The sequence below is a fragment of the Anaerobacillus sp. QJM3NY_17 genome, assembly GCF_056173665.1.
Map to the genome: position 1 here is coordinate 4,160,259 of NZ_CM149685.1, position 23,800 is coordinate 4,184,058.

The 23,800-nt window shown below is 42.2% G+C and carries 26 protein-coding genes; 7 read left to right on the plus strand and 19 right to left on the minus strand.

From position 1 onward, the window contains the following. The first annotated feature begins 102 nt into the window (after positions 1–102). Positions 103–2,160, plus strand: a complete 2,058-nt coding sequence (locus AC0VYV_RS21215) for a transglycosylase domain-containing protein (RefSeq protein WP_475374259.1) — start codon at positions 103–105, stop codon at positions 2,158–2,160. 38 nt (positions 2,161–2,198) lie between these two features. Here the strand turns inward: AC0VYV_RS21215 and AC0VYV_RS21220 are convergent, their stop codons facing one another. Together AC0VYV_RS21220 and AC0VYV_RS21225 are read right to left on the minus strand one after the other, a co-directional pair. Continuing rightward, positions 2,199–2,444, minus strand: coding sequence for a DUF2164 domain-containing protein (locus AC0VYV_RS21220; protein ID WP_194218343.1), 246 nt, complete (start codon positions 2,442–2,444; stop codon positions 2,199–2,201). Between the two features lie 196 nt (positions 2,445–2,640). Continuing rightward, a complete protein-coding gene (locus AC0VYV_RS21225; protein WP_303532471.1) occupies positions 2,641–3,168 on the minus strand; it encodes a YwhD family protein in 528 nt (175 codons plus the stop codon). A gap of 186 nt (positions 3,169–3,354) precedes the next feature. Here AC0VYV_RS21225 and AC0VYV_RS21230 point away from each other — a divergent pair, with 186 nt between their 5' ends. Next, the gene (locus AC0VYV_RS21230; protein ID WP_303532473.1) at positions 3,355–4,671 is read left to right on the plus strand and encodes an NCS2 family permease; all 1,317 of its coding nucleotides are present in this window, start codon (positions 3,355–3,357) and stop codon (positions 4,669–4,671) included. A gap of 34 nt (positions 4,672–4,705) precedes the next feature. Here the strand turns inward: AC0VYV_RS21230 and AC0VYV_RS21235 are convergent, their stop codons facing one another. After that, on the minus strand, positions 4,706–5,737 hold the full coding sequence (locus AC0VYV_RS21235) for an oxidoreductase (RefSeq protein WP_475374261.1): 1,032 nt from the start codon (positions 5,735–5,737) through the stop codon (positions 4,706–4,708). Between the two features lie 175 nt (positions 5,738–5,912). Between AC0VYV_RS21235 and AC0VYV_RS21240 the strand changes: the two genes are divergently transcribed. Next, entirely contained in the window at positions 5,913–6,344 is a 432-nt protein-coding gene (locus tag AC0VYV_RS21240; RefSeq protein ID WP_430245224.1) for a hypothetical protein, read from the plus strand. Positions 6,345–6,425: 81 nt separating this feature from the next. On the opposite strand, the gene AC0VYV_RS21245 is transcribed toward AC0VYV_RS21240, so the two are convergent. The 3 genes from AC0VYV_RS21245 to AC0VYV_RS21255 form a co-directional block, all read right to left on the minus strand. Further along, positions 6,426–6,920 (minus strand): YwgA family protein, encoded by a 495-nt coding sequence (locus AC0VYV_RS21245; protein ID WP_194218338.1) that lies wholly within the window; start codon positions 6,918–6,920, stop codon positions 6,426–6,428. Positions 6,921–7,108: 188 nt separating this feature from the next. After that, the gene (locus AC0VYV_RS21250; RefSeq protein WP_194219552.1) at positions 7,109–8,392 is read right to left on the minus strand and encodes an HD domain-containing protein; all 1,284 of its coding nucleotides are present in this window, start codon (positions 8,390–8,392) and stop codon (positions 7,109–7,111) included. A gap of 215 nt (positions 8,393–8,607) precedes the next feature. Then, on the minus strand, positions 8,608–9,840 hold the full coding sequence (locus AC0VYV_RS21255; protein WP_475368196.1) for a dicarboxylate/amino acid:cation symporter: 1,233 nt from the start codon (positions 9,838–9,840) through the stop codon (positions 8,608–8,610). A gap of 409 nt (positions 9,841–10,249) precedes the next feature. Here AC0VYV_RS21255 and lipL point away from each other — a divergent pair, with 409 nt between their 5' ends. Next, positions 10,250–11,086, plus strand: coding sequence for an octanoyl-[GcvH]:protein N-octanoyltransferase (gene lipL, locus AC0VYV_RS21260; protein ID WP_475373087.1), 837 nt, complete (start codon positions 10,250–10,252; stop codon positions 11,084–11,086). Between the two features lie 43 nt (positions 11,087–11,129). Here the strand turns inward: lipL and pta are convergent, their stop codons facing one another. Further along, on the minus strand, positions 11,130–12,104 hold the full coding sequence (pta, locus tag AC0VYV_RS21265; protein ID WP_194218335.1) for a phosphate acetyltransferase: 975 nt from the start codon (positions 12,102–12,104) through the stop codon (positions 11,130–11,132). A 430-nt stretch (positions 12,105–12,534) separates the two neighbouring features. On the opposite strand from pta, the gene hemQ reads away from it, so the two are divergent. The 3 genes from hemQ (at position 12,535) to gerQ (ending at position 14,350) form a co-directional block, all read left to right on the plus strand. Beyond that, positions 12,535–13,281, plus strand: coding sequence for a hydrogen peroxide-dependent heme synthase (gene hemQ / locus AC0VYV_RS21270; RefSeq protein WP_283153320.1), 747 nt, complete (start codon positions 12,535–12,537; stop codon positions 13,279–13,281). 167 nt (positions 13,282–13,448) lie between these two features. Further along, complete coding sequence (locus AC0VYV_RS21275; protein ID WP_283153319.1) at positions 13,449–13,880, plus strand: cell wall hydrolase; 432 nt, start codon at positions 13,449–13,451, stop codon at positions 13,878–13,880. Between the two features lie 20 nt (positions 13,881–13,900). After that, positions 13,901–14,350 carry a spore coat protein GerQ gene (gene gerQ / locus AC0VYV_RS21280; RefSeq protein ID WP_283153318.1) on the plus strand — a complete coding sequence of 150 codons (450 nt, stop codon included), beginning with the start codon at positions 13,901–13,903 and terminating at the stop codon, positions 14,348–14,350. Between the two features lie 126 nt (positions 14,351–14,476). Here gerQ and AC0VYV_RS21285 read toward each other — a convergent pair whose 3' ends face one another. The 12 genes from AC0VYV_RS21285 to flhA form a co-directional block, all read right to left on the minus strand. Continuing rightward, complete coding sequence (locus AC0VYV_RS21285; RefSeq protein ID WP_194219551.1) at positions 14,477–14,845, minus strand: DUF423 domain-containing protein; 369 nt, start codon at positions 14,843–14,845, stop codon at positions 14,477–14,479. A gap of 115 nt (positions 14,846–14,960) precedes the next feature. Further along, on the minus strand, positions 14,961–16,190 hold the full coding sequence (locus AC0VYV_RS21290; protein ID WP_475374262.1) for an ABC transporter permease: 1,230 nt from the start codon (positions 16,188–16,190) through the stop codon (positions 14,961–14,963). Then, positions 16,187–16,885, minus strand: a complete 699-nt coding sequence (locus tag AC0VYV_RS21295) for an ABC transporter ATP-binding protein (RefSeq protein WP_475366172.1) — start codon at positions 16,883–16,885, stop codon at positions 16,187–16,189. Before AC0VYV_RS21295 ends, AC0VYV_RS21290 begins: the two co-directional genes overlap by 4 nt. Positions 16,886–16,933: 48 nt before the next feature. Then, positions 16,934–17,176, minus strand: coding sequence for a helix-turn-helix domain-containing protein (locus AC0VYV_RS21300; RefSeq protein ID WP_430245210.1), 243 nt, complete (start codon positions 17,174–17,176; stop codon positions 16,934–16,936). A gap of 2 nt (positions 17,177–17,178) precedes the next feature. Beyond that, positions 17,179–17,325, minus strand: a complete 147-nt coding sequence (locus AC0VYV_RS21305; protein ID WP_475374263.1) for a YvrJ family protein — start codon at positions 17,323–17,325, stop codon at positions 17,179–17,181. Further along, complete coding sequence (locus tag AC0VYV_RS21310; RefSeq protein ID WP_430245207.1) at positions 17,322–17,885, minus strand: sigma-70 family RNA polymerase sigma factor; 564 nt, start codon at positions 17,883–17,885, stop codon at positions 17,322–17,324. Before AC0VYV_RS21310 ends, AC0VYV_RS21305 begins: the two co-directional genes overlap by 4 nt. A 156-nt stretch (positions 17,886–18,041) precedes the next feature. After that, positions 18,042–18,479 (minus strand): YaaR family protein, encoded by a 438-nt coding sequence (locus AC0VYV_RS21315; RefSeq protein WP_194218327.1) that lies wholly within the window; start codon positions 18,477–18,479, stop codon positions 18,042–18,044. Next, positions 18,476–18,913, minus strand: a complete 438-nt coding sequence (locus AC0VYV_RS21320; protein ID WP_475374264.1) for a DUF6115 domain-containing protein — start codon at positions 18,911–18,913, stop codon at positions 18,476–18,478. Before AC0VYV_RS21320 ends, AC0VYV_RS21315 begins: the two co-directional genes overlap by 4 nt. 14 nt (positions 18,914–18,927) lie before the next feature. After that, positions 18,928–19,713 carry a FliA/WhiG family RNA polymerase sigma factor gene (locus AC0VYV_RS21325; RefSeq protein WP_371017854.1) on the minus strand — a complete coding sequence of 262 codons (786 nt, stop codon included), beginning with the start codon at positions 19,711–19,713 and terminating at the stop codon, positions 18,928–18,930. 30 nt (positions 19,714–19,743) lie between these two features. After that, entirely contained in the window at positions 19,744–20,607 is an 864-nt protein-coding gene (locus AC0VYV_RS21330) for a MinD/ParA family protein (protein ID WP_475374265.1), read from the minus strand. Further along, positions 20,600–21,769, minus strand: a complete 1,170-nt coding sequence (flhF, locus tag AC0VYV_RS21335) for a flagellar biosynthesis protein FlhF (protein WP_475368203.1) — start codon at positions 21,767–21,769, stop codon at positions 20,600–20,602. Before flhF ends, AC0VYV_RS21330 begins: the two co-directional genes overlap by 8 nt. Continuing rightward, a complete protein-coding gene (gene flhA / locus AC0VYV_RS21340; protein WP_303532516.1) occupies positions 21,766–23,799 on the minus strand; it encodes a flagellar biosynthesis protein FlhA in 2,034 nt (677 codons plus the stop codon). Before flhA ends, flhF begins: the two co-directional genes overlap by 4 nt. Between the last annotated feature and the right edge of the window lies 1 nt (position 23,800).

The window sequence follows — 23,800 nt, forward strand, 5'->3', positions numbered from 1 at the left end:
CCTATCCGCGTTGGATAAAAAGGACAATTACCGAAGAGAAACGTGTTTAAGAGTTTCTAGATTGTCACATACTAGATTTAAGATGATGTGGGGGTGAACCACATGAAATGGCTCAGAACTGAGCGATTCCATTATTGGAAGCGTTGGACAATGCTTCTAAGTAGGCTAATGATGATATGTATTGTAATAATCGGGCTATCCGTTGGATCGCTCTATTTGCTAACTGTTTTCATGGGAGCTCCTGAGCTTCAAGTACCGCAAACAACGATTTATTATGATCATAAAGAAAATGTAATTAGCGAGAGTAATAAAGACGGTCAGAATCGCTACTGGGTTGACCTTGATCACATTTCTCCTCATGTCATAGATGCCACGATTGCCATTGAAGATCGGCATTTCTATGATCATATGGGCTTTGACTTCAAACGCATTGGCGGGGCTATTCTCGCTGATATAAAAGCGATGGCCAAGGTTCAAGGAGCAAGTACGATTACGCAGCAATACGCCCGTAATCTATTTTTGGAACATGATAAAACGTGGACACGAAAAATCGCAGAAGCTTTCTATGCTTATCGACTTGAAGTTCATTATTCAAAGGAAGATATTCTAGAAGGATATTTAAATACCATTTATTATGGTCACGGATCATACGGAATAGAATCAGCCGCAAGAACGTACTTCGGAAAAAAAGCTGAGGATCTTTCGGTTGCTGAATCTGCCATGCTCGCCGGCATTCCAAAAGGACCAGGTTATTACTCTCCATATGCTGATGCAGAAAGAGCAGAGGAACGACAAAGCACAGTCCTTCAAGCGATGGTAACAAATCATGCTCTAACCGAATCAGAAGCAAACCAGGCAGATATGGAACAGATGGCTCTCGAAACCTTTACAGAAGATACTAAGCCTGAAATTGCTCCATATTTTGCACAAGAGGTTAAGAAGCAATTAAAATCCGTACTTTCACTTGATGAACGTGTTATTGAGCAAGGAGGATTACACGTTTATACGACGCTTGATACATCAATGCAAAATGCTGCCGAAAAATGGGTAGAATCAAGTATTGATAAAAAAAGCGACATACAAGCTGCTCTCGTAGCCATGGAGCCTACATCAGGAGCTGTAAAAGTAATGATTGGTGGCCGCGATTATACAGAAAGTAAATTCAACCGAGCAACGATGGCCAAAAGGACACCAGGATCGACGTTTAAGCCGCTGCTTTATTATGCCGCAATCAAAAATGGCTTTACGCCGTCTACGCTTATTCGCAGTGAACCTACAACTTTTTACTATGATAATGAACGCAAAACCTACTCACCTCATAATTATGGGGATGTTTACGCGAATGATGAAATCACACTCGCCCAGGCACTTGCTCTTTCAGATAATATAGTCGCTGTGAAAACACACATGTTTCTAGAAGAAAAAACGCTCGTGAATACAGCCAAATCATTCGGCATTAGAAGTAAGCTGTCTGCTATTCCCTCATTAGCTCTCGGCACTAAGCCCGTAGGTATGATGGAAATGACGGAAGCCTATAGTATGCTTGCTAACGGTGGATATGGCGTCTCACCTTATTATATTGAAAAAGTCACGGATCGAGATGGAAAGGTCATCTACGAACACAAATCTGAATCTGAACTTGTATTGGATCCTGATGCTGCCTTTGTCACGACAAGCATGATGACGGGTGTTTTCGATGAATCCTTAAATGATTATACGCGTGTAACAGGCTCAGGCGTTGATCATCTATTAACACGTCCAGCTGCCGCTAAAACAGGTTCTACTTCAACTGATAGCTGGATGGTTGGATTTACGCCTCAGTTAACAGCGGCCGTCTGGGTTGGTTATGACAAAGGAGAGAAGCTAAATCATCGAAACGATGGTTCGTATACGAAGAAAATCTGGGTGAATTTCATTGAGGATGCACTGGCGGAAGAAAAAGCGACCGATTTTGAGGAGCCTGAAAATGTTGTCGGTGTCGAAATTGATGCGCAAACAGGTTTAATCGCTACTGAAAACTGTCCTGTGAAACGCTTAACTTATTATATAGAAGGAACCGAACCAACTCACCTTTGTGAAGATCATCCCGGAACGGTCCCTAATGGAAAAGAAAATGAACAGAAAGGACTTTTGGAGCGTTTCTTCCAATGGGTCCGTTAAAAAAGACGGATGTGTACATCCGTCTTTTGATTAGCCCTTTATTTTGGATCTGCTTTCTTTAATGCTTCAAGGTCTTGCTCAATACTCATCCACTTCTGCTCTGTCATGCCAATTGCATCTGAAATACCGGCATTGTATAGAGTTGGCCCGATCTCTGCCATAACAAAATGGAGAAAATTCTCTGCTGCGAGCTCACCTATTTCTTCATCACGTTCATCATAGAAATATGATTGAATGCGCTCAATAAGCTCTTTCTTTTTCTCACGAGGGATTTGATTCCACATTTAGCTCACCCTTTCTACATATAAGAGTATAACATGGAAGCGCTCACTTCATTTTCGGAGACAACCAGAACAGCCCGGGGAAGATTCCCCGGGCTGCTTTGGGTCCTAGCTATATGTGTTGCGTATACATAAGTTTACGCTCAGTTTTAGGAAACCTCAAGTGATTTTATCAATTAGTCAGAAAACGATATGAAAGTTAGTCTTGAAGTCCTAATTTCACGTCATCACTTGAACGCTCATAGACGTCTTTATCGAACTCAATCAAATACTCACGAAGCATTTTCTTGGATTTGTCATCCATATGGTCCACGACCACTTTACCTTTCATGGATTTATCCATATTATTCACATGCTCTGGCATGCTTTTCCATGCCCGCTTCGCTTCGGCATTTAAGAAGAATTCACAGGCACCAATGCCGTAATAGAAAGGACCTTCTTCACTTCGTTGAAGGGTAACCCATACGATCCAAGCAGTATGGCCATCAGGTACTTCTTCACGTGTCTTAACGAGCTTCTTCCGTTTCTCAAGGGCACTACGTGCATGCAATGCGCCAACATCAACATAAATTTCATCCGTTGTCGGATCGATAATCACAGGGGAAACGTTATCGAGGTTAATCGTTCCTACTCCGTAACCGCCGTGTCCATCTGTGGAGTCCCCACTTAAAATATTAAAACCTGTTGAAGGCTTCTTTTTTGGTTTTTGTTCTTCTTCATTTGCCATTCTTAGTACCTCCTTCATTCACAATTGTCCGCTATCATTTTATCACAATTGAACTAGTGTATTCATCCGACAGCCATTCACACTTTTATCATCAACTATTTTAGATTACCCCTTGCCAAACAGCTTTATTACGAATATTATAGTATTTGTGTTTAAAAAACGTTCGTATTTAATGGAGGTATTATCATGTTTAACTCCTTTTTCCGGTTAAAAGAAAATGGAACTAACGTTAAAACAGAATTCCTTGCAGGATTAACGACATTCCTGACAATGGTATATATTGTAATAGTTAACCCAATTATACTATCTTCAACTGGCGTGCCATTCGATACCGTCTTCATCGCCACGATTATTGCAGCTGTTGTTGGAACACTCTGGATGGGACTTTTCGCGAATTATCCAATAGCGATCGCTCCCGGTATGGGGCTGAACGCCTATTTTGCGTTCTCCGTAGTAGGTGGACAAGCAGGCGTATCCTACCAGGTTGCCTTTGGTGCCGTATTTATTGCCGGACTACTGTTCATTATTCTTTCATTAACACCGTTTCGTGAAAAGCTTATCGAAGCCATTCCTACGAATTTGAAGCTTGGTATTACAGCAGGTATCGGACTTTTCATCGCGTTTATCGGACTTCGCATGACAGGGATTATCATCGCAGATGAAGAAAACCTTGTTGGTCTAGGAAATCTTCATTCCCCTGAAGTTCTTCTAGCGCTTGTTGGCCTTATGATCACACTTATTCTAATGGCTCGAAATGTTCCAGGTGCACTCTTCTTCGGAATGATCATCACAGCTATCATTGCTATTTTTACAGGACAGCTTGAATTTAAGGAAGGCTTCATGCAAGCTCCATCTGCTCCCGAACTTTTCATCTTCGGAAGTCCACTTCAGGCCTTTAAGGATATGATTGAATACGGATTATATGCCGTTGTCTTCTCATTCCTACTCGTTACACTCTTCGATACGACAGGAACAATGGTCGGTGTGGCAGAACAGGCAGGTTTGATGAAAGGAAAGAAAATGCCGCGTGCACGTCAGGCACTTCTTGCTGACTCGATCGGAACAACTGTCGGAGCGATCTTTGGAACAAGCCCAACTAGTGCTTATCTTGAATCCTCTGCTGGTGTTGCTGCCGGCGGGCGAACTGGCTTAACATCAGTTGTCGTTTCTGTACTCTTTATCGTCTCAGCTTTCTTTGGACCACTTGTCGGTTCTCTATCTGGACTTTCCGCCATCACAGCTCCCACTCTTATCATCGTCGGAAGCTTAATGATTGGCGCCGTTGGTAAAATTGATTGGAGTGAATTTGATGAGGCGTTTCCTGCCTTCTTGATCATTCTCACAATGCCACTTACGGCAAGTATTGCTACAGGAATCGCGCTTGGGTTTATTACGTACCCCATTTTAAAGATCGTAAAAGGGAAATGGCGTGAGGTTCATCCGCTTCTTTATCTTTTCGCTGTGCTATTCTTCTATCAGCTCGCTTTCCTACCACATGCTTAACTAAAAGATCTGCCCATTCAGGGCAGATCTTTTTTCATACCCATTTCACTAATCTTTTCTCTTCACTACTCTTTAATGCAAGCTCGATCACTTTGATCACTGTAAGGGCTTCTCTTGCTGTTACAGGCGCAGTACTTTGTTCATAAATCGCTTGGTGCAGTTCTATGTAGTATGTTTGATAAGAACCAGGTATGGTTGGAATCACTCTATCGCGATTATCTTTCGTTAGTACGCCGTACTGATCGCTCTCGTCTTCTCCCCAGTGCTCATCACCTGGTAATTGTCCCTTTTTCAGCGCTTCTTCCTGAGGATCAATACCCCATTTTATAAATGATCCCTTTATTCCATGAATTTGATAGCGAGGTCCGTGTTTTTTTACGAGAGAGCCAGCGTGGAGAATCACTCTTCTTTTTCCGTAATGCAAAATTAGGTGAAAGTAATCGTCCGTTTTCCCTTCTTCTTTTTGAGTCAAAACATCTCCATATACGCCCTCAGGCTCGCCAAATAGAGTCAGTGCCTGGTCGATTAAATGAGAACCCAGGTCAAAGAGAATACCAGATCCCTTCTTATCCTGCTCTCGCCAACGATCATGCACCTTCGCACTGTACCGATCATAATGCGCCTCGTACGAAACGACCGTTCCAAGCTCCTCTTCTTTTATGAGCTTCTGAATCGTAAGAAAATCATTATCGTATCTCCTGTTATGATACACACTTAGCAATCTGTCATGGTTTTTAGCTATTTGAATTAACTCTTCTCCCTCTTCTACACTTACCGTGAATGGTTTCTCAAGAACAACATGTTTCCCTGCTTCAAGAGCCTGCTTCGCCATTGGGAAATGAAATTCATTCGGTGTCGTAATAATGACTAACTCTATTTCTCTATCCTTTAAAAGCTCGTCTATTGAAGCGACCACTTCCATTTTTGGAAACTGCTCAATTACTTTCTTCGGATTAGAAGAAACCACTTTTGTGATGGTTAACCCCTGTACAGATTCAATCACTGGCGCATGAAAAGTCGCTCCCGAAAAACCAAATCCAACTAACCCTACCTTCACTTCTTTCATCTCCCTCACTCCATTTCAATAATGTAAGACTTTTGAACCCTTTTTGTCATTCGACAAATAAGTTCTATTTTCTCGACTTGTTTTTCCAACTTTTGATATAGAGAAACGATTATACTAATCATCAAACGGGTATTTACGTAGTGAACTCAAAGTATTTGTAAAAGGTGGTATGATTATGAAAAAATATCTTTATTCTTCCCCCGCAATTGGCTTCTCAATTGGCCTACTTGCGTCCCTTATTTATACGATTATTTTAGCAGCCGGAGGCTATCAGTATACGGGACTAGCAGGTTTCTTTTCACTACTTATTATCCTAGTCGGCTACTTTCTACTTTCGACATTCTGGCTTCCTACCCTTCTTAAAACGAGACATACAATTGCATTGATTTCAGGGATAACCTTCCATACCGTCTCTTCTTTTACGCTAGTCTTTATGATGGCAGGAACCTTGCCTAACATATCCGAACTTCTATTTCCTTATATCAGCACACTGGTATTCTCTTTTCTCCAAATGATTGCAATCATTGTTGCTGGTGTCATTCTTTCAAAAGTCGACCTTACAAAACTCTCTGAAATGAGTCAGAAGAAATTTTCGATAAAAAGTTAATTTCCGCAACAAAAGGTGCCCCTAAGGGCACCTTTTGTTTGTAGAAATATCTTATTCTATTAAACTAGATACAAATGACCATTAGCATCCTAGCTTTTCTATAAATGTATAGGCCTCAGTAATTTCATCATCAGAATAATTCTGTTTACGTTTGATGGTATGAACCTTCTCAACCACTTCTTCCTTTGAAAGGCGATCGAAGAAAAGAATGGTTGAAACAAGCTCAAGAAAACGTGAACTTTGACTATTAATTTCATCGATGCATTGATGTAATTCCGGCATTTGGAAATCATAATGACCGAGAAATTCATGACCTTCATCTGTTACCGTGTATTTATATTGGTAATAGCCACCTTTGCTTTCCTTCACCTCTGTAACAAGACCAAGGTTACAAAGCTCTTCCACTCGTAGCGTCAATTCTTCTGAATACGGTCCATAGAAATGGAATTGATACTTCTCGTTAAATGGAAACTGTAGCTTCTTACAAATGTAAATGATTTTCTGTAATTTCTTACGTCCAATGACCTCTCCGGCTTCCTTCAACACAGCTATCACTTTCGCGTGATCTTCTAGCAACCTGCACCCCTCCCATGTACTTTTTACAGGTTGTCCAAAAAGCTTTCTTATCTATTAGAAGATGCTTAAACGTTCAGTTGAAACGGGACCTCACTCCCAAATTAAACTCAACGTTTTAAACACCACTATTTAGCGATACCTGTAGCGGAAGTCGTCTTCATGCCAGGATCACTTTTCTTTTTGAACAGCTAATCGATTTGAAGCAATGACTTAATACGACGAGTAGCATCTGTATTTCCTTCAAGAATGAAATCTGCAGGGAAATACAGTTTGTGGTCTGTTCGCTTCTTACCAGAAATCGCTTCAACCACATCAGATTCACGGGAAAGCTCACGCAAATCCCCACCTGGTTTCAACAAATGGATCGGCAAACGTTCTTCCTCTTCTCCAGGCCGATAGAAATCATACGGTAAATCAGAAGATGAATCAACCTCAAGATAGTAATCTGGATCAATACCTGCTTCATGAAAAGAGTCATAAAGCTCTCTCCACGCATTCATTTGCTGCATTGGATTAAACTCAATGTACTTAAACAGTCTTCGATTCATAAATCGTTCACAGAGGTCTCTTAGAATATCATCCTCTTCCTCCTGCCAAATCTGGAAATAGAACATAACGACAGAATCATCTAGCTTAAGAAAGTCTTCTAGACGAATATCTTCTTTAAATAGTGAATAGAAGTGAATCGGATCGTGTTGAAAATGATACCCCTCTTCAAACAGTCTTTTTGCACGATGGAGAATTTTACTTAGAATCACTTCTGCACTTCGTGTCACGGGGTGGAAATAAATTTGCCAATACATTTGATAGCGGCTCATAATATAGTCTTCAACTGCATGCATACCGCTCTGTTTAATCACAATTTGATCATCACCAGGTCGCATGACGCGTAAAATTCGTTCAATATCAAATTGTCCATAGCTCACTCCAGTAAAATAGGCATCACGAAGAAGATAATCCATTCGATCGGCGTCAATTTGACTTGAAATTAAGCTAACCACAAGTTTGTTGCTATGTGTTTTGGCAATTACATCAGCCACTTCCAACGGGAAATCATCGCTTACTTTTCGAAGCACTTGATTGATTTCAGTGTCCCCAAGGATAACCATCCGAGTAAAGTCTTCATGGTCCAGGTTAAACACTTTTTCAAATGAATGTGAAAAAGGTCCATGACCTACATCATGTAACAGCGCAGCACACATACTTAATAGCCTGTTCTCTTCGTTCCAGCTATCATATTGAGAGAAAATCTCGTTAATACGTCTTACAATCTCGTATACACCGAGCGAGTGACTAAAGCGACTATGTTCTGCTCCATGAAAAGTTAGGTACGTTGTTCCGAGCTGGCGAACCCTTCGCAAACGCTGAAATTCCTTAGTACCAATTAGCTCCCAGATTAAACGGTATCGGACATGAATATAGCGATGGACAGGGTCTTTAAATACTTTTTCTTCGCTTAATCGTTCGAGCATTCCGCGATAGGCTCCTTCCGTCAAAATCATTCATTCATTATATAACACCCATTCCAAAATGAAAACCTTCCCCCACTTTGTGATCAAACACATCATGAGGGAAGGCTCCTGTTGAACGGGCATATGGAAAGAATGGAACGACTAACAATAGCTATATATACGAGAAATTGTTTCCTTTTTTCATTTAAAAGGTTCGAATCTCATACTTTATGATGTTATAGAACAGTCTCTGCTTCTTTTCCTTCACGCTTCTCTTCAGATTTCGCAATATACATCGCACATGCCGCGTCACCTGTAATATTAACAGCAGTACGTGTCATATCAAGTAGACGGTCAACTGCTAGAATCAATCCAATTGGCTCTACTGGCAATCCAACTTGCTTTAGAACCATTGCGAGCATGATAAGTCCTACACCTGGCACACCAGCTGTACCTATACTAGCGAGCGTTGCTGTGACGACAACAATGATGAGTTGTGTAAAGGTAAGATCAACCCCGGTAATTTGAGCGATAAAGATCGTAGCTACACCCTGCATAATTGCCGTTCCGTCCATGTTAATTGTTGCCCCAAGCGGTTGTACAAAACTACTCACCTGCTTAGGAATCTTCAGATTTTCTTGAGCGGTTTTCATAGATACAGGAAGCGTACCGCTACTTGAAGATGTACTGAAGGCAACAGCCATTGCGGGTGCAAAAGCTTTATAGAATTTAATTGGATTCTCTTTACAAAGGAAATATATCGCACTACCATATGTGAAGAGAAAATGGATGAGGAGTGCGCCAAGTACTACTAGGAAATACATTCCCATTGACTGTAACGCTTCTTTACCTTGTCCACCAACAGCGGAAGCAATAAGTGCAAATGCACCATATGGCGCTGTTTCCATAATAATCTTAACAAGATACATCATAACGTCGTTACCCTGTTCAAAAAGATTACTTAAGGCTTTCGTACGCTCGCCAAGAATCGCAAGGGCAAAACCTACGAAGATAGCAAATGCGATAATTTGGAGCATGTTTCCTTCAACCATGGCCGATATCGGATTCGTTGGGATAATATTAATAATAGTATCCAACACAGGAGGTGCTTCTTCTGCTTTAAAATCAGCATTTCCTGAGAATGAACCTTCAACACCCGGTTTAATTAAGTAAGCAAGCGCCATCGCAATGGAAATAGCAATGGTTGTTGTAACAAGGAAAAACGCAACGGTTTTCCCACCCATACGTCCAAGCTTCTTCGGATCGCTTATTCCAGCCGTTCCTACCACGATTGAGAAGAATACAATTGGTACAACAAGCATCTTAATTAAGTTAAGAAAGATTTGTCCAACAGGACCAAATAGATATTGATCGACAGGTCCAAATGCATCTGGTGCAAATAAGTTAAAGATAACACCAACAATAATACCTAGAACTAGACCTGCAATAATTTTAACTGTTAGCTTCATAAACATGTCCCCTTTCGTCAAATCGACGTAAATACCACCGTTTCCTGTTCATGAAGAACGATCCAACGCTGGTTGTTTCTCCTATATGTAGATTCTTCGTATGATCTTAGTCATATATGAAAGCTCTTACATACATTCCCATTTCTTTACTGTATATACCCGCTCGCTCGCTAACTTGAAACTACCGTAATTATGATTATATCATTTTAGACAATTCTCGCAATTTCCTTTTTTTCGTAATAGATATATTTCTTTATAAAATCAAAGTTTTAAAGGGAAAATAAGAAGTAAATTAGGAAAAAAGGACGAGTGTTTTGTCATCACCCGGGAAATACTGTCGGATGATGTCTAATGTCTCATTTCTTCTGCTATAATAAATACGATTAGTTAGTGAAGAAGGGATAAGAAAATGCCAACAAACGATTCCATACTTTTTCAGCCAAAATGGCGAATTATAGATCAATCAACACTAGGCCCATCCTTTGATGCGCTGCAATCTTTTGCAATGGATGATACCCTTTGTAATTCTGCTGGAAGTGGTGAATCCCCACCGATTTTGCGCTCATGGGTGCATCACAATACGATAGTTCTCGGTATACAAGATACACGCCTTCCCAACTTTGAGGAAGCCGTTCACTATTTAGAAAGTTTAGGTTATCGCGTAATTGTGAGAAACTCTGGAGGTCTTGCTGTCGTCCTTGATGCAGGAGTGTTAAATCTCTCACTTGTTTTAGCTGAAAAGCAGCAGCATATTGACATTGATACGGGGTACGAAGCAATGGTCGATTTCATTCAGGAAATTTTGTCGCCATATAACGTAACAATTGAAGATAGGGAAATTGTAGGATCTTACTGTCCGGGTCGATACGACCTAAGCATTAACGGGAAAAAATTTGCCGGCATTTCGCAACGCAGACTTCGCGGCGGAGTCGCTGTTCAAGTTTACCTTTGTGTCGATGGAAGTGGATCAGAGCGCGCATCTATCATTCAGGAATTCTATAAGCGGGGCGTGAACGGAGAACCAACAAAATTCACTTATCCTGAAATTGTTCCCGAAACGATGGCTTCGTTAAGTGAACTCATTGGGGAAGAGCTAAGCGTTTCCGACATCATGATGAAAACTCTTAAAACGCTTAAGCAATATACCGAATCATTAACAACGGCACATCTTTCCATTCCAGAGCTGTCTCTTTACGATTTCAACTACCAGCGAGTGTTTACTCGAAATGAAAAAGCACTTGGCTAATAAATAAAGCCCCTGAAGGCGTGCCTTCAGGGGCTTTCATTTATTATAGGCTCTGCATTGCTGTAATCAATGCTAGCTTGTACACGTCTTCCTCGCTACATCCGCGAGATAGGTCGTTTACTGGTTTGTTTAATCCTTGAAGGACTGGACCAACGGCCTCATATCCACCAAGACGTTGAACCATTTTGTAGCCAATGTTACCTGCTTCAAGACTTGGGAATACAAATACATTTGCTTGTCCTTTAAGTGGTGATTCAGGTGCTTTCTTTTGTGCTACTTCTGGAACAAAAGCAGCATCGAATTGGAATTCGCCGTCGATCACTAGATCTGGCGCCATTTCTTTCGCTAAACGTGTTGCTTCTTCAACTTTCTCTGTTTCAGGAGATTTTGCAGAACCTTTAGTAGAGAAGCTTAGCATCGCTACTTTAGGGTCCATTCCAAACATTTTTGCAGTTTCAGCACTGCTTACACCGATTTCAGCAAGATCATTGCTGTCAGGAGAAATGTTAATTGCACAGTCAGCAAAAACGTACTTCTCATCACCTTTTACCATTACAAAAGCACCAGATGTTTTCTTCACACCTTCTTTTGTTTTGATGATTTGAAGCGCTGGACGAACTGTATCACCAGTAGAATGAGCCGCACCACTGACAAGGCCATCTGCTTTGCCTGTGTGAACGAGCATTGTACCGAAGTAGTTCACGTTAAGAAGAATATCCTGCGCTTGTTCAGCTGTTGCTTTACCTTTACGACGCTCAACAAATGATTCCACAAGGGCATCCATTTCAGAATACGTTGCTGGATCCATAATTGTAAGGTCGCTGTGCAATGTAAGGCTTAGGCTTGACGCTTTATCCTGGATTGCATTTTCTCCTCCAATAACGATTGGCTTAAGGATGCCATCCTCTGCTAGGCGGTTTGCTGCTGCTAATACGCGCTCATCTGTTCCTTCAGGGAAAACGATTGTCGGATAACCTGCTTTAACCTGGTCTTTCATGTTTGTAAAAAGATCACTCATTGGTTTCACCTCATTATTTTTAATATCCAACTCCTACGATAACCCTTTTTCCCGAAAAACGAAAATAAATCCGCAAGTGTAAGCCTTTGCATGCAAAAGTTCTATTTTTCAGACGAATCAAAAGGGACTATAGTAGTTTTCAATCTTAATTCTCTTCTAAATATAAGCTAACGTAATCGTATTTAAACATTGGTACTGATTTACCATCGGATTTCTGAATATCTTTTTCATTCAATCGTCACTCTCAATCGCTTTTAAAGAGGTACAAGTATTGGTATAGTAGGTAGTGGATATAGGGAAACTTCCATCAAAGTGGGCATTGTTTGATTTGCTCTGATGGTTAGTTGAACCAATCGGACCTTTAGGAGCAGTTGCTGTATAAACGTAACCTGCCTTATTGGTGTGATAAAAGATAAGGAGTGAATCAGATATGAATCAAGCAGCAGTTACTCTTGATGGCTGGTATTGCCTTCATGATTTCCGTACTATGAACTGGACGGCATGGAAACAGCTTTCAAGCGAAGAACGTGATCTTGCGATGAATGAATTTCTAACGTTCCTTGAAAAATGGGAAGTCACAGCAGGCCATAAACAAGGAAGTCATACGCTTTATTCCATCATTGGTCAGAAAGCGGACTTTATGTTAATGCTTCTCCGTCCGACTATGGAAGAGTTAAATGAAATTGAAAATGCTTTTAACAAAACGACTTTAGCTGAATATACGGTGAAAGAATACTCTTACGTATCTGTCGTTGAGCTTAGTAACTATATGGCTGGAAAAGATAGCGACCCTGATAATGACCCGCGCATTCAGGCCCGTTTGAAGCCAGAATTAGCAGAAGCTCCTTACGTGTGCTTCTATCCAATGAACAAAAAACGCGAAGGAAACGACAACTGGTACATGCTTTCAATGGACGAGCGTCGTGAAATGATGCGTAGTCACGGACTGATCGGACGTAGCTATGCTGGCAAAGTAAAGCAGATTATCACAGGCTCTGTTGGCTTTGATGACTGGGAATGGGGCGTTACGCTTTTCGCAGACGACGTGCTTCAGTTTAAAAAGCTTGTCTACGAAATGCGCTTCGATGAAGTAAGCGCTCGTTTTGGTGAATTTGGTAGCTTCTACGTTGGAACGCACCTACCGAAAGAGCGCCTGCCTCAATTCCTATACGTTTAATAGAGAAAATCCCTTCTGACACTTTATTGTCTGAAGGGATTTTTTGTGTATTTGAGTGGTCTATGTCAAAGTCATATTCCTTCAAATCGTACATACAATGAGTTACGTAGAGTCATGGCATCTTTCTTACTTCTTGCACATGGGTACAACTGAGATGAGGTGTTGTTATGGCGGTGATTCAGACGAACGAAAATGATGTAAACCTTTTGGCTCGCTTGATGCGTGCAGAAGCAGAAGGTGAGGGGCAGTTAGGTATGCTGATGGTAGGCAATGTAGGGGTAAACCGTGTAAAGGTGAGGTGCCTTGATTTTAAGAACATCAACACGATGAACAACATGGTTTATCAGAGTCCCGGCGGTTTTGAAGCGACTCAGAAAGGCTACTTTTACCAACGAGCACGCGAAAAAGATAAGCGTCTTGCTCGCAAAGCCATCAAAGGGATGAAATACCATCCTGCCAGCAACTCTCTCTGGTTCTTTAAACCAGGCGGCACCTGCCCTGACCAGTGGTATAACCAGTGGAATGCAGGACGCTTCAAATCCCACTGTTTCTACAAGCCTACCGAAAGTGAATGTGCAGACGTGTACAACAGCTTCTAAGAGAATGCTTAAGGAGGGTTATGATGAACAATCAATACTGGAACACTTCACCGTCACAAAACCAGGGGGGCGGCTATGGTCAAATGCCGCAGCAAGGGCAAGGCGGACAGATGGCACAGTATCCTTCAGGCTATCCTCAAGGCCAGCAGGTTCAGGGAGCATCAACACAGGGAGGCGGAGGCTTTCCAGGACAGCTACCCGTCGAGCAATCATACATTGAAAACATCCTGCGCCTAAACCTTGGAAAAATCGCCACCGTGTACATGACTTTCGAGAACAATGAGAAATGGAACGCCAAAGTATTTAAAGGAATTGTAGAAGCAGCCGGAAGAGATCATATTATTCTATCCGATCCTCAAACAGGCAAGCGGTATATTCTACTCATGGTTTATTTGGACTATATTACATTTGATGAAGAGCTTGAATACAACTACCCTCTTCAACAAACGACGCAATATTCTCCGCGTTAGCGGGTATAGAAAAAGCTGCCGGATTTCCGGCAGCTTTTTGTTTTGGCCAATAAACCGCACCGGCCTGCCACGGTTCGACAAATAGCGGGCGGTGACAGGCACCATCAACCGCCGACCGCCGCACCTCTACGCCTTAAACGCAGCCACAACAACCAAAATCCAGGCTGTAATAAACGCGACGCCGCCTAGTGGAGTAATTGCACCAAGGATCTTAATTCCGCTCAAGCTAAGCACGTACAAGCTTCCGGAAAAGAGGACGATCCCAGCAAACATGAGCCATCCAGCCCATTGCATGAGCCCTGCTGATTGAAGCTTGTCAGCAGCAATGGCTACACCAACTAAACCAAGAGCGTGATACATGTGGTATTGTACACCGGTTTTAAACGTCTCTAGCATTTTTTCTGATAGTCTTCCTTCTAATCCATGTGCCCCAAATGCGCCCAGTCCAACTGCAAGTGCCGCATTAATCGCACCAATAATTAAAAATACCTTTATCACATTATCCGCTCCTTCATCTGAATCTACTCTCCCATCATAGCGGAAAGCGCTTGATCGAAGCAACGAAATCTCGAATTGTTCATACACCTTTCGATTTATGATAAAAAACTTTTTATGATTGCATGTTTCTATGAACGATCTGGAGACTCTCCTTAAATACAAACCATCCGCCTAGCGGAAAGAGTACAACTCCTAGCCAACCTGGGAAAGCAACCCCTGTCACGATACACAGTAGAAGAAAACTTGGCATCGACACTAGTTTTAATGCTTTTTTCCCCGCTTCCTCTTGGATCGATTGATGCCATTGAAATAGATTGGCATAGCAGCTAGATGAGAATTCACTCCAGTCTGCCCTTGAAAGGCCAATCAGCGCATAGAGCGCAAATAGAAGCACGACCACTTTGACGATAAGAGGCAACAGAAATATCGCTGCTGTACCCCAGCCAATGACTTGTAAATAGTACTGAACCTTCCCCATTGATCGAAGTAACCATTTTAAATATAGGTCTATCATTCTAACTTCTGGAGACTTTTTCTTACTGATTCGCCTAGATCCTCTAAAAAGCATAGGCTGCTTTCGAGTGAAAAGGGGCATTGGCGCAACACCTACTCGCCCCATCAAAAATTTCGTCACGCTCTGCTTATGCCCGCGCTCCATCACCACATCATGGAAAAAAGTCCCCCGCATATTCATTCGTGCTCGTAACTGAACAAGTAAAAGGAGAAGTAAACTTCCTCCTCCAAGAGCAACTGCCCATTCATACCCCCATCCTATCCCACTCATAAGAAGCAATACGATGATCGAGATCAGGTTCACTAAACCGATCGGGAGCCATTTCACCCAAATAGAAGGAACAAATAACTCTATAAAATACCGGCTAGTTTTTATATTCCAACTGACTAAAAGGACAAATAGGCCTGTGACGGCACATCGCTCTATGCCCCACCCCCATCCTGTAATAAGCAAGGGTAAAACAAGGGTCATTCCAATGATCGTCGCGACCAGTCCCTTTAGAAGAGAATAGCATATTCCCCATTTCTTTAATCCGTCCATAAGACTCACATTTTGCAACAAATAGACTTGATCAGCTTCTTCTGTGTACAGTCGTAATGTCCAGAAAGTTGCAACTATAAATAACGGCAGAACCGCCAACTGTTGCGGTACTTCCGCGAGCCATTCAGGCGGAAGAATCCACCAGGAGCGGTAGTACGCCACTCCAATCACGAGACCTGGGATAAGAATATACAGCCATACCGTCCAATCGAGTGCTGAGCGAAGATCTCGGATTTTATAACGCTGATCGTCACGTTCGCGTTGCCACCATAGCTGGAACGACGTCATATTCGTTGCTCCATAAAGGCATCAACACAATCAAGAAGTGAACTTTCCCGAGCGCCTGACTGCTCACGCATGTCTTCAAGCGTACCTTGAGCAAGAAGCGTTCCGTTTGCGAGCAGAACGAATTGATCACAAATTCGCTCTGCCGTATCAAGCACATGCGTACACATTAAAATACCTGCTCCACGAGACCGCTCCTTTTCAATAAGCGCGAGAAAATCCTTCGTAGCGCGCGGATCTAGTCCAAGAAAAGGCTCATCAATGATATAAATATCCGGCTTGAGCATAAAAGCCGTTATGAGCATCACCTTCTGTCGCATTCCTTTTGAAAAGCTTGACGGTAGGTTATGGATTACGTGCTCCAGTTGAAAATAGCGAATCAGTTCTTGAGCTCGCTCTTCCCATTCCTCGTCTCCAAGAACCGCCGCTGCAGCAAGCTCCAAATGCTCCCACAGCGTTAAGCTATCATAGAAGACGGGTTGCTCTGGCACATACGCATAGCGCGACCCTTTCTCAAACGTCACGCTTCCTTTCCACTCTTTCAGTAGCCCTAATATCGTCTTGATTGTTGTGCTTTTCCCAGCTCCATTTGACCCTAATAACCCCAGAAGTTCGCCGCCTTTCACTTCAAATTCGATCAGACGAATGGCGCTATCTTTCTTTTCATAACCTGCTTGTTCGATTTCAACCTTAAGCATCCGCTTCACCTCTACCTCTTTATACGGAAGAAAAAGGGAAAAAGTTTCTTACCCCTTCCCTTTTTGATCTTCAATAAATTGTTCAAAGTTTGGCACATCCTCCATATTGTATTTTTCCACCGCTTCAAGAACTTTTAATACTAATTCCTGACGCAAATCATCTCTGTTTTGAGGGGAAGTTTGCCTGAGCTCTGCTTCAATTTTCTTCTCAAATTGATGAATAATGGCGCCGAGTTCTTCTTTCTCTTCCTGCTTTGCCTGTTGTAAAAGCGTATATAGTCTTTTCTCCATAGTCATCCCTTCTTGTCAGTTTCCTGATCCGCCACCGCACTTGTTAAATCATCAATTTTCTTTTCTAGCCGCACGAGTAAATATAGTGAAACGACGATCGGAAATCCAAGTTCTCCAATAATGGCATTAATCACCGTAGTTATGCTCATTTATCCCCCTCCTTTCCTGCTTCTCTTAGCTTCTCAAGCGCACGTTTACGCCTTCTGCTCGCTGCCTGTTGAGAAATCCCCGCCATTTTTGCAATCTCCGTATCAGAAGCTTCATATCGGTAAAAAAGTTCAAGAACTTCCTTCTGTTTTGGCGTTAATCGGGTATATCCTAAATAAAGTGATTTCTGCTGAAAACTTTCGGCAAATGAAATCGTTTCACCACACGTTTCCGTACTTTCAATGAAATCAATCCAGGCATCACCAGACATACCTACAGGCTGATCGAGCATAAGAGGAAAGCGAAGATGCCCAAGTCTTCGCTTTCGGTCAAAGTTGATGGCCGTGTAGCGAATCAGCTTCGTGACGTAAGCAATAAAACGAATTTCTGTATAGTACTTTTGAAAAAGTGAATTGAGCTTATTTACCGCCTCACGATCCTCTGATGCATATGCCTCCATAAAGCTTGTCCAATGCTTCTCTTCTTGAATGAATGACTTAAATAGGAGATTTCCTTTTAAATCATCATACATTTGATTTGTTAAACGACATCCATTCTTCATCCTCACCTCTCCTTTCTCTGTCTGTAGGAATGAAAGTATCCTGGAAGCAAGAAATCACAACCATCATTTCGAACGTATGTTCTTGTTTTAATTATAGAAAAAACTCATGCAAATGACCATGAGTCAATACTTCCTTTTTTAGATGGGTCGTTTGAACTAGAGAGAAAGATCAACAAGTAGCCCCTTTATTTCACCAACAAGCGATAACAAGGTCATACCATTCTTCTCTTTTTCTCTCATCTCTTCTTGCAGTTCAACGAGCTTGTTCTCTACTGTTTCCACAAGCTTATACGTTCGATTTCTTCCATAATGGTCCATGCTGTTTTTCTCAGATAGCGTTAGCCCCTGACTTACTGCTTCCTCAAGAAACTGTTTCACCATTCGCTTGTATGCCGATAAGTTCTGAAACGTTCGTTCCTTTCCAAGCAGCTCCCCCTGACGATCAATTTGCTGTAGCAGTCGCTTTAGTTCTGCTCCCTTCAGTTCCTTTGATGCTTCCTGAATCACCGATTGAAACGCTACCTGCTTGTTACCTTTTGGGAGATCCATTTTTAAAGAGTCCAGTGACGTTTGGCCATGCTGCTGAATTTTCATCGCTGTTCAGACCTTCCATGAATATTCACAATCAGCTCAACTTCGCCGACACCACAATTAAGGATTCTTGCAATATCCGTCACCGAAAAACCCTGTGAATGAAGCTGAAGAGCTTTTTGATTGCGTTCGTTGTTAGCAGAAGGGTGCTGGATAATGACCGGCTTCATTTGCTCCTCCACCTCAGGCGATACGGTCTTCCCATGTTCTAACACACGAAGCCGCGTATCAAGCTGGTTTTCACGTTTATCAACGTAAGATTTCACCTCAGTCATCAGTCGATCATTTTCTTCCTCTAGCTGTTCAATATACACTTCCATCCCCGTGGCGATCTCTGCACTTACATCTGAACTCTTCGTTTGCTTTAGAAACAAGAGAACAATACATAGAAAGCTCACGAGATGAAGGGCAATACTTATAAAGATGAATGGATACATGGAAATCACTCCGATTACATTGATTGAACGTGTTCTTTATTAGCTCGGAGGACACCCTTCATCCGAAGGAGCGCTCTCGAGTGTAGTTGCGAAATTCGGCTTGTCGATAAACCTAAGATTCTTGCAATCTCTGTAAGTGTTAACTCTTCAAAATAAACAAGAGAGACAACAAGTTTTTCTTTCTCAGGTAGACGTTCAATCGTTTCAGCTAGTAACTCTTTAATAAAATGTTGGTGCAAATGCTTTTCTGGTAAATCAGCTTGTTCATTTTCAATTACACTATAACGCTCAATTTGCTGCTGATCGTCATCGTGCACGGGCTCGTCTACGGAAACCATTGTAGACAGAGAAGCATCTTGAATCACCCGCTGTACTTCTTCAATTGTCATACCAAGATACTCTGCTACATCATGGTCGCTGCTTGACGTTTGATTTTGCTGTTCTAAAGCAGCGTAGGCTTCTTCAATTTTACGTGCTTTGTCACGAACGGAGCGTGGCACCCAATCATTCTGCCTAAGCCCATCAATGATGGCCCCTTTAATGCGCCAGCTGGCATAAGTTTCAAATTTCAAATCACGTTCTGGCTCGAATTTTTCAAGTGCATCAAGAAGCCCTTGATACGCGAAACTATTAAGATCATCACGCTGAACGGATGACGGAAGAGCTGCCGCATAGCGCTGTACAGCGAAATCAACGAGCGGACGATAAAGGGCAATCAATTTGTTACCAGCCTCTTCATTCTTCTCCTCTTTCCATGCTCTCCAATATTCGATTGTCTGTTTATCCATTTTGGGTTTCATGAAGTTCACCACCTGAAAAATTCTTCCCACTTATTTATGAAACAGCATCTTTGTTAGAAATCCTTTTACACCAAGCTTATAATTTAAAGGAAAATCTAGATAAGCATGAACTAAATCATCTATGGCCTTCGCTGCTCTGGAATTTGGATACTCTAGTAGATAAGGCGACTGAGCAATCACCGCTTTACGAACGATAGGATCATCCGGAATCCATCCGAGTACATCAATCGACTTATTCAAAAATTTTGCAGAGGCTTTTTGGAAATTGCGCGCTGTACGCTCTGCTTCCTCAGTATTAGTAGATCGATTCACAATTAACTTAACAGGTAACTGAGCATTTCTTGTATGTAATGCTTTTAGAACGCCATAGGCATCTGTAATAGACGGTGGCTCTGGATTAATCACAAGAAAAACGTCATCCGCTGCCTGCAAAAACCGGATCCCTTCATAGGAAAGGCCCGCTCCCGTATCGAGAATAATGTAATCGACTTTGCCTTGAAGAGAGCCAAATTCCTGGAAAAAGTGATTCTGCTGATTGCCTGTTAAAGTTAGGATCTTTCCAATTCCGTTTCCACCAGCAATGTATTGAAGACCATTTACTCCTGTTTCAATGACAGCATTTAAAGAGAGTTTTTTTTCCAGCATGGAAATAAGCGTTTCTTTAGGCGTTACACCCATGAGCACATCAATATTCGCCATGCCAACATCTAAATCAAAAATCATCACTTTCTTATTAAGCGCTGCAAGACTGAGGGCAAAATTCAGTGATACATTCGACTTCCCCACGCCGCCTTTTCCACTTGTCACAGCAATAACCTTCGTCTTTTTCCCACTAGCATTCGGATGAATTCGCTTCATCACTTCTTCCCGCAATTGGTTTGCCTGATCAGACATTCACTCGCTCCCTCATGACCAGATCAAGAAGGAAATCCGGTGTTGTTGTCACCATATCATCAGGTACATTTTGTCCTGTCGTTAGAACCGAGATCGGAAGTTTGTATTCTTCCATCAAGTTAAAAATGGGGCCGCGAACTTTTGTTTCATCCATCTTTGTCATCATCACCTCAGAAATACCAAGAGAGTGAAAATTATCGGTGATCGATTTCATATCAGAATAGCGATGTGTGAGGCTTAACATAAGCGTGATCGATAATTCTTGACCGGATAGCAGTTCTTCAAGCTGTGAAACGTAGCTGTACTGCTGATAGTTGCGTCCCGCTGTATCCATTAGAATGACATCACATGATGAAAGGTTCGCTAGAGCTTGACCCAAATCCGCAGGAGACTGAACGACTTCTAGTGGAATACCGAGAATATCAGCATACGTCCGAAGCTGTTCAACTGCTGCAATCCGATAAGTATCTGATGTAATCAGTCCCACAGATTGACGCTCTTTTAATAATAAATGACCTGCTAGTTTTGCGATCGTTGTGGTTTTTCCTACGCCTGTTGGGCCAACGAAGCATCTTAGCTTCTTCTTTTTTATTCCTATATCAGGATAATTCTTGATTCGCTTTGCGAATTCCTGTCTCATCCACTCAAAAGCATCTTCTTTCGTGTAAGTAGGGTATGATTTTGATTTAATCATTAGTTCCGCCATCACTCCTGAACGAATCGCATGAGAGAATTCCTGTGCTTCTAAATACGTTTGAACTGGCTTTAACTGTTTTGGTAGCCGTTCATTTTCCATCAGCTGCATCATGATTTCTTTCATAGACTTCAGCTCATCAAGTACATTGGCTTCAAGCGCCTCCCGTCGTGGCGGCGTTTGTTTCTCTTGAATCACCTCTGGACTTTTTTCAACCCGTTCAGGCGTTTCTTCACGACGCTTTTTTTCAGATTGCAATAGCGTGGCAAATTCTCGAGTTTCTTCCTTCTCTACCTTTTTTTCATCAAGGGCAGCGAGCACTTCTAGACGCTGTTTTTGGAAAAAACCAAAGATCCCGCCCACTTTCACCTTTTTTGTATTTAAAATAACGGCTTCCTGACCAAGCTCCTGCCTTATCAGCGGCATTGCTTCGCGAAGATGGCTGACTACATAGCGTTTAATCTTCATGGTAGATTAATCACTCCTACACTTTGGACTTCTACATCGGGTTCTAATTCACTATAGGAAAGGATCATCAGCTCCGGCATATAACGTTCGAGAAACTGACGTAAATACATGCGTATCGCTGGTGACGTTAGTAGAATTGGCTGAATACCTGACTGCTGCAGGCGGCTTACTTGTTGAAGTACTTCCTGGTAAATGGCCTGTGACGTTTCAGGATCAAGCGCAAGGTAGCTTCCCTGATCAGATTGCTGAACAGATTCTGCGAATCGCTTCTCCAATCTGGCCCCAGCTGTTAACACTTTAACCGCTTCGCCAGGCACGGCGACCTGAGATGTGATTTGGCGTGATAGCGACTGCCGCACGTATTCAGCTAGCACATCCGTATCTTTCGTTCGAACTCCGTTATCAGCTAACGATTCTAGAATCATATCGAGCGAACGAATGGATACTTTCTCCTTCAGTAGTCTCATCAACACCTTTTGAACATCCCCGATTGTAAGGATATTAGGGATTAGCTCCTCAAGCACTGCAGGAGACGATTCTCTCACATTATCAAGAAGATGCTTCACTTCTTGGCGACTTAACAGCTCATGCGCATGACGCTTAATAACTTCCGTTAAGTGCGTTGATACTACAGAAGGTGGATCCACGATCGTATATCCTGATAGCTCAGCGCGATCCTTCATTTCTTCTGTTACCCATAAAGCAGGAAGTCCGAAGGCTGGTTCAACTGTTTCGATCCCTGAGACTGTTTCATCTTCAAGTCCGCTACTCATCGCAAGATATTGGTTTAATAGCACCTCTCCACCTGCAACACGGTTTCCTTTGATTTTAATAACGTATTCGTTTGGTTCAAGCTGAATATTATCGCGAATGCGAATAACTGGAACAACAATTCCAAACTCAAGTGCGATTTGTCTTCGAATCATAATCACGCGATCAAGAAGATCACCGCCTTGCTTTTGATCAGCAAGAGGGATTAACCCGTAGCCAAATTCAAACTCAATCGGATCGACCTGAAGAAGACTTGTGACGCTTTCAGGCTTCTTCATTTCTTCTACTTCTTCTTGACCAGCGGCTAGCTCAACTTCCTTCGTCTGATCAAGATTCTTCTGCATCGTCCAACCGCCATAGACGAGTAATCCTGCTATTGGAAAGGTGAGAAGCGGGTTTATGGGTGTTGCAAGTCCAAGGAGCGTAATAACCGCTCCAACAACGTAAAGCAGCTTTGGATATGCAAAAATTTGTGCAGTAATATCTGAACCTAGATTGCCGTCTGATGCCGCTCTCGTTACGACGATACCTGTAGCAGTCGAAATAAGAAGAGCTGGGATTTGACTGACAAGACCATCACCAATCGACAGCAGCGTAAAAGTAGTTGCCGCATCACCAACTGGCATGCCGTGCACAACCATGCCGATAATCAATCCGCCAATAATGTTAATCAACGTAATGACGATTCCAGCAATCGCATCCCCTTTTACGAACTTACTGGCCCCATCCATTGCCCCATAAAAATCAGCTTCGCGCTCAATTTTCTGACGTCTTTCTTTTGCATCGCGATCTGATATCATTCCTGCATTTAAATCAGCATCAATGCTCATCTGTTTCCCCGGCATGGCATCAAGTGTAAATCGAGCACCAACCTCTGCTACTCGTTCGGATCCTTTTGTAATAACGATAAATTGAATAATAACAAGAATAAGAAAAACAAGGAGTCCGATGACAACACTTCCGCCAACAACGAAAGAACCAAACGTTTCAATAACCTGTCCACCAGTTTTATTTGTCAGAATGGATCTTGTAGTCGAGACGTTCAAACCAAGTCGAAAGAGCGTAGTTAGCAATAATAGCGATGGAAAAATCGAGAATTGGAGCGCTTCTCTCGTATTCATCGCGACAAGGATAATTGTTAAAGCAAGACTAATATTCAGCATAATAAGAAAATCAAGTAGGAGCGGAGGGAACGGAATAACCATCATGATCACAATCATAATGACAGAAACGAGCACGGCATAATCTTTTATTTTCATT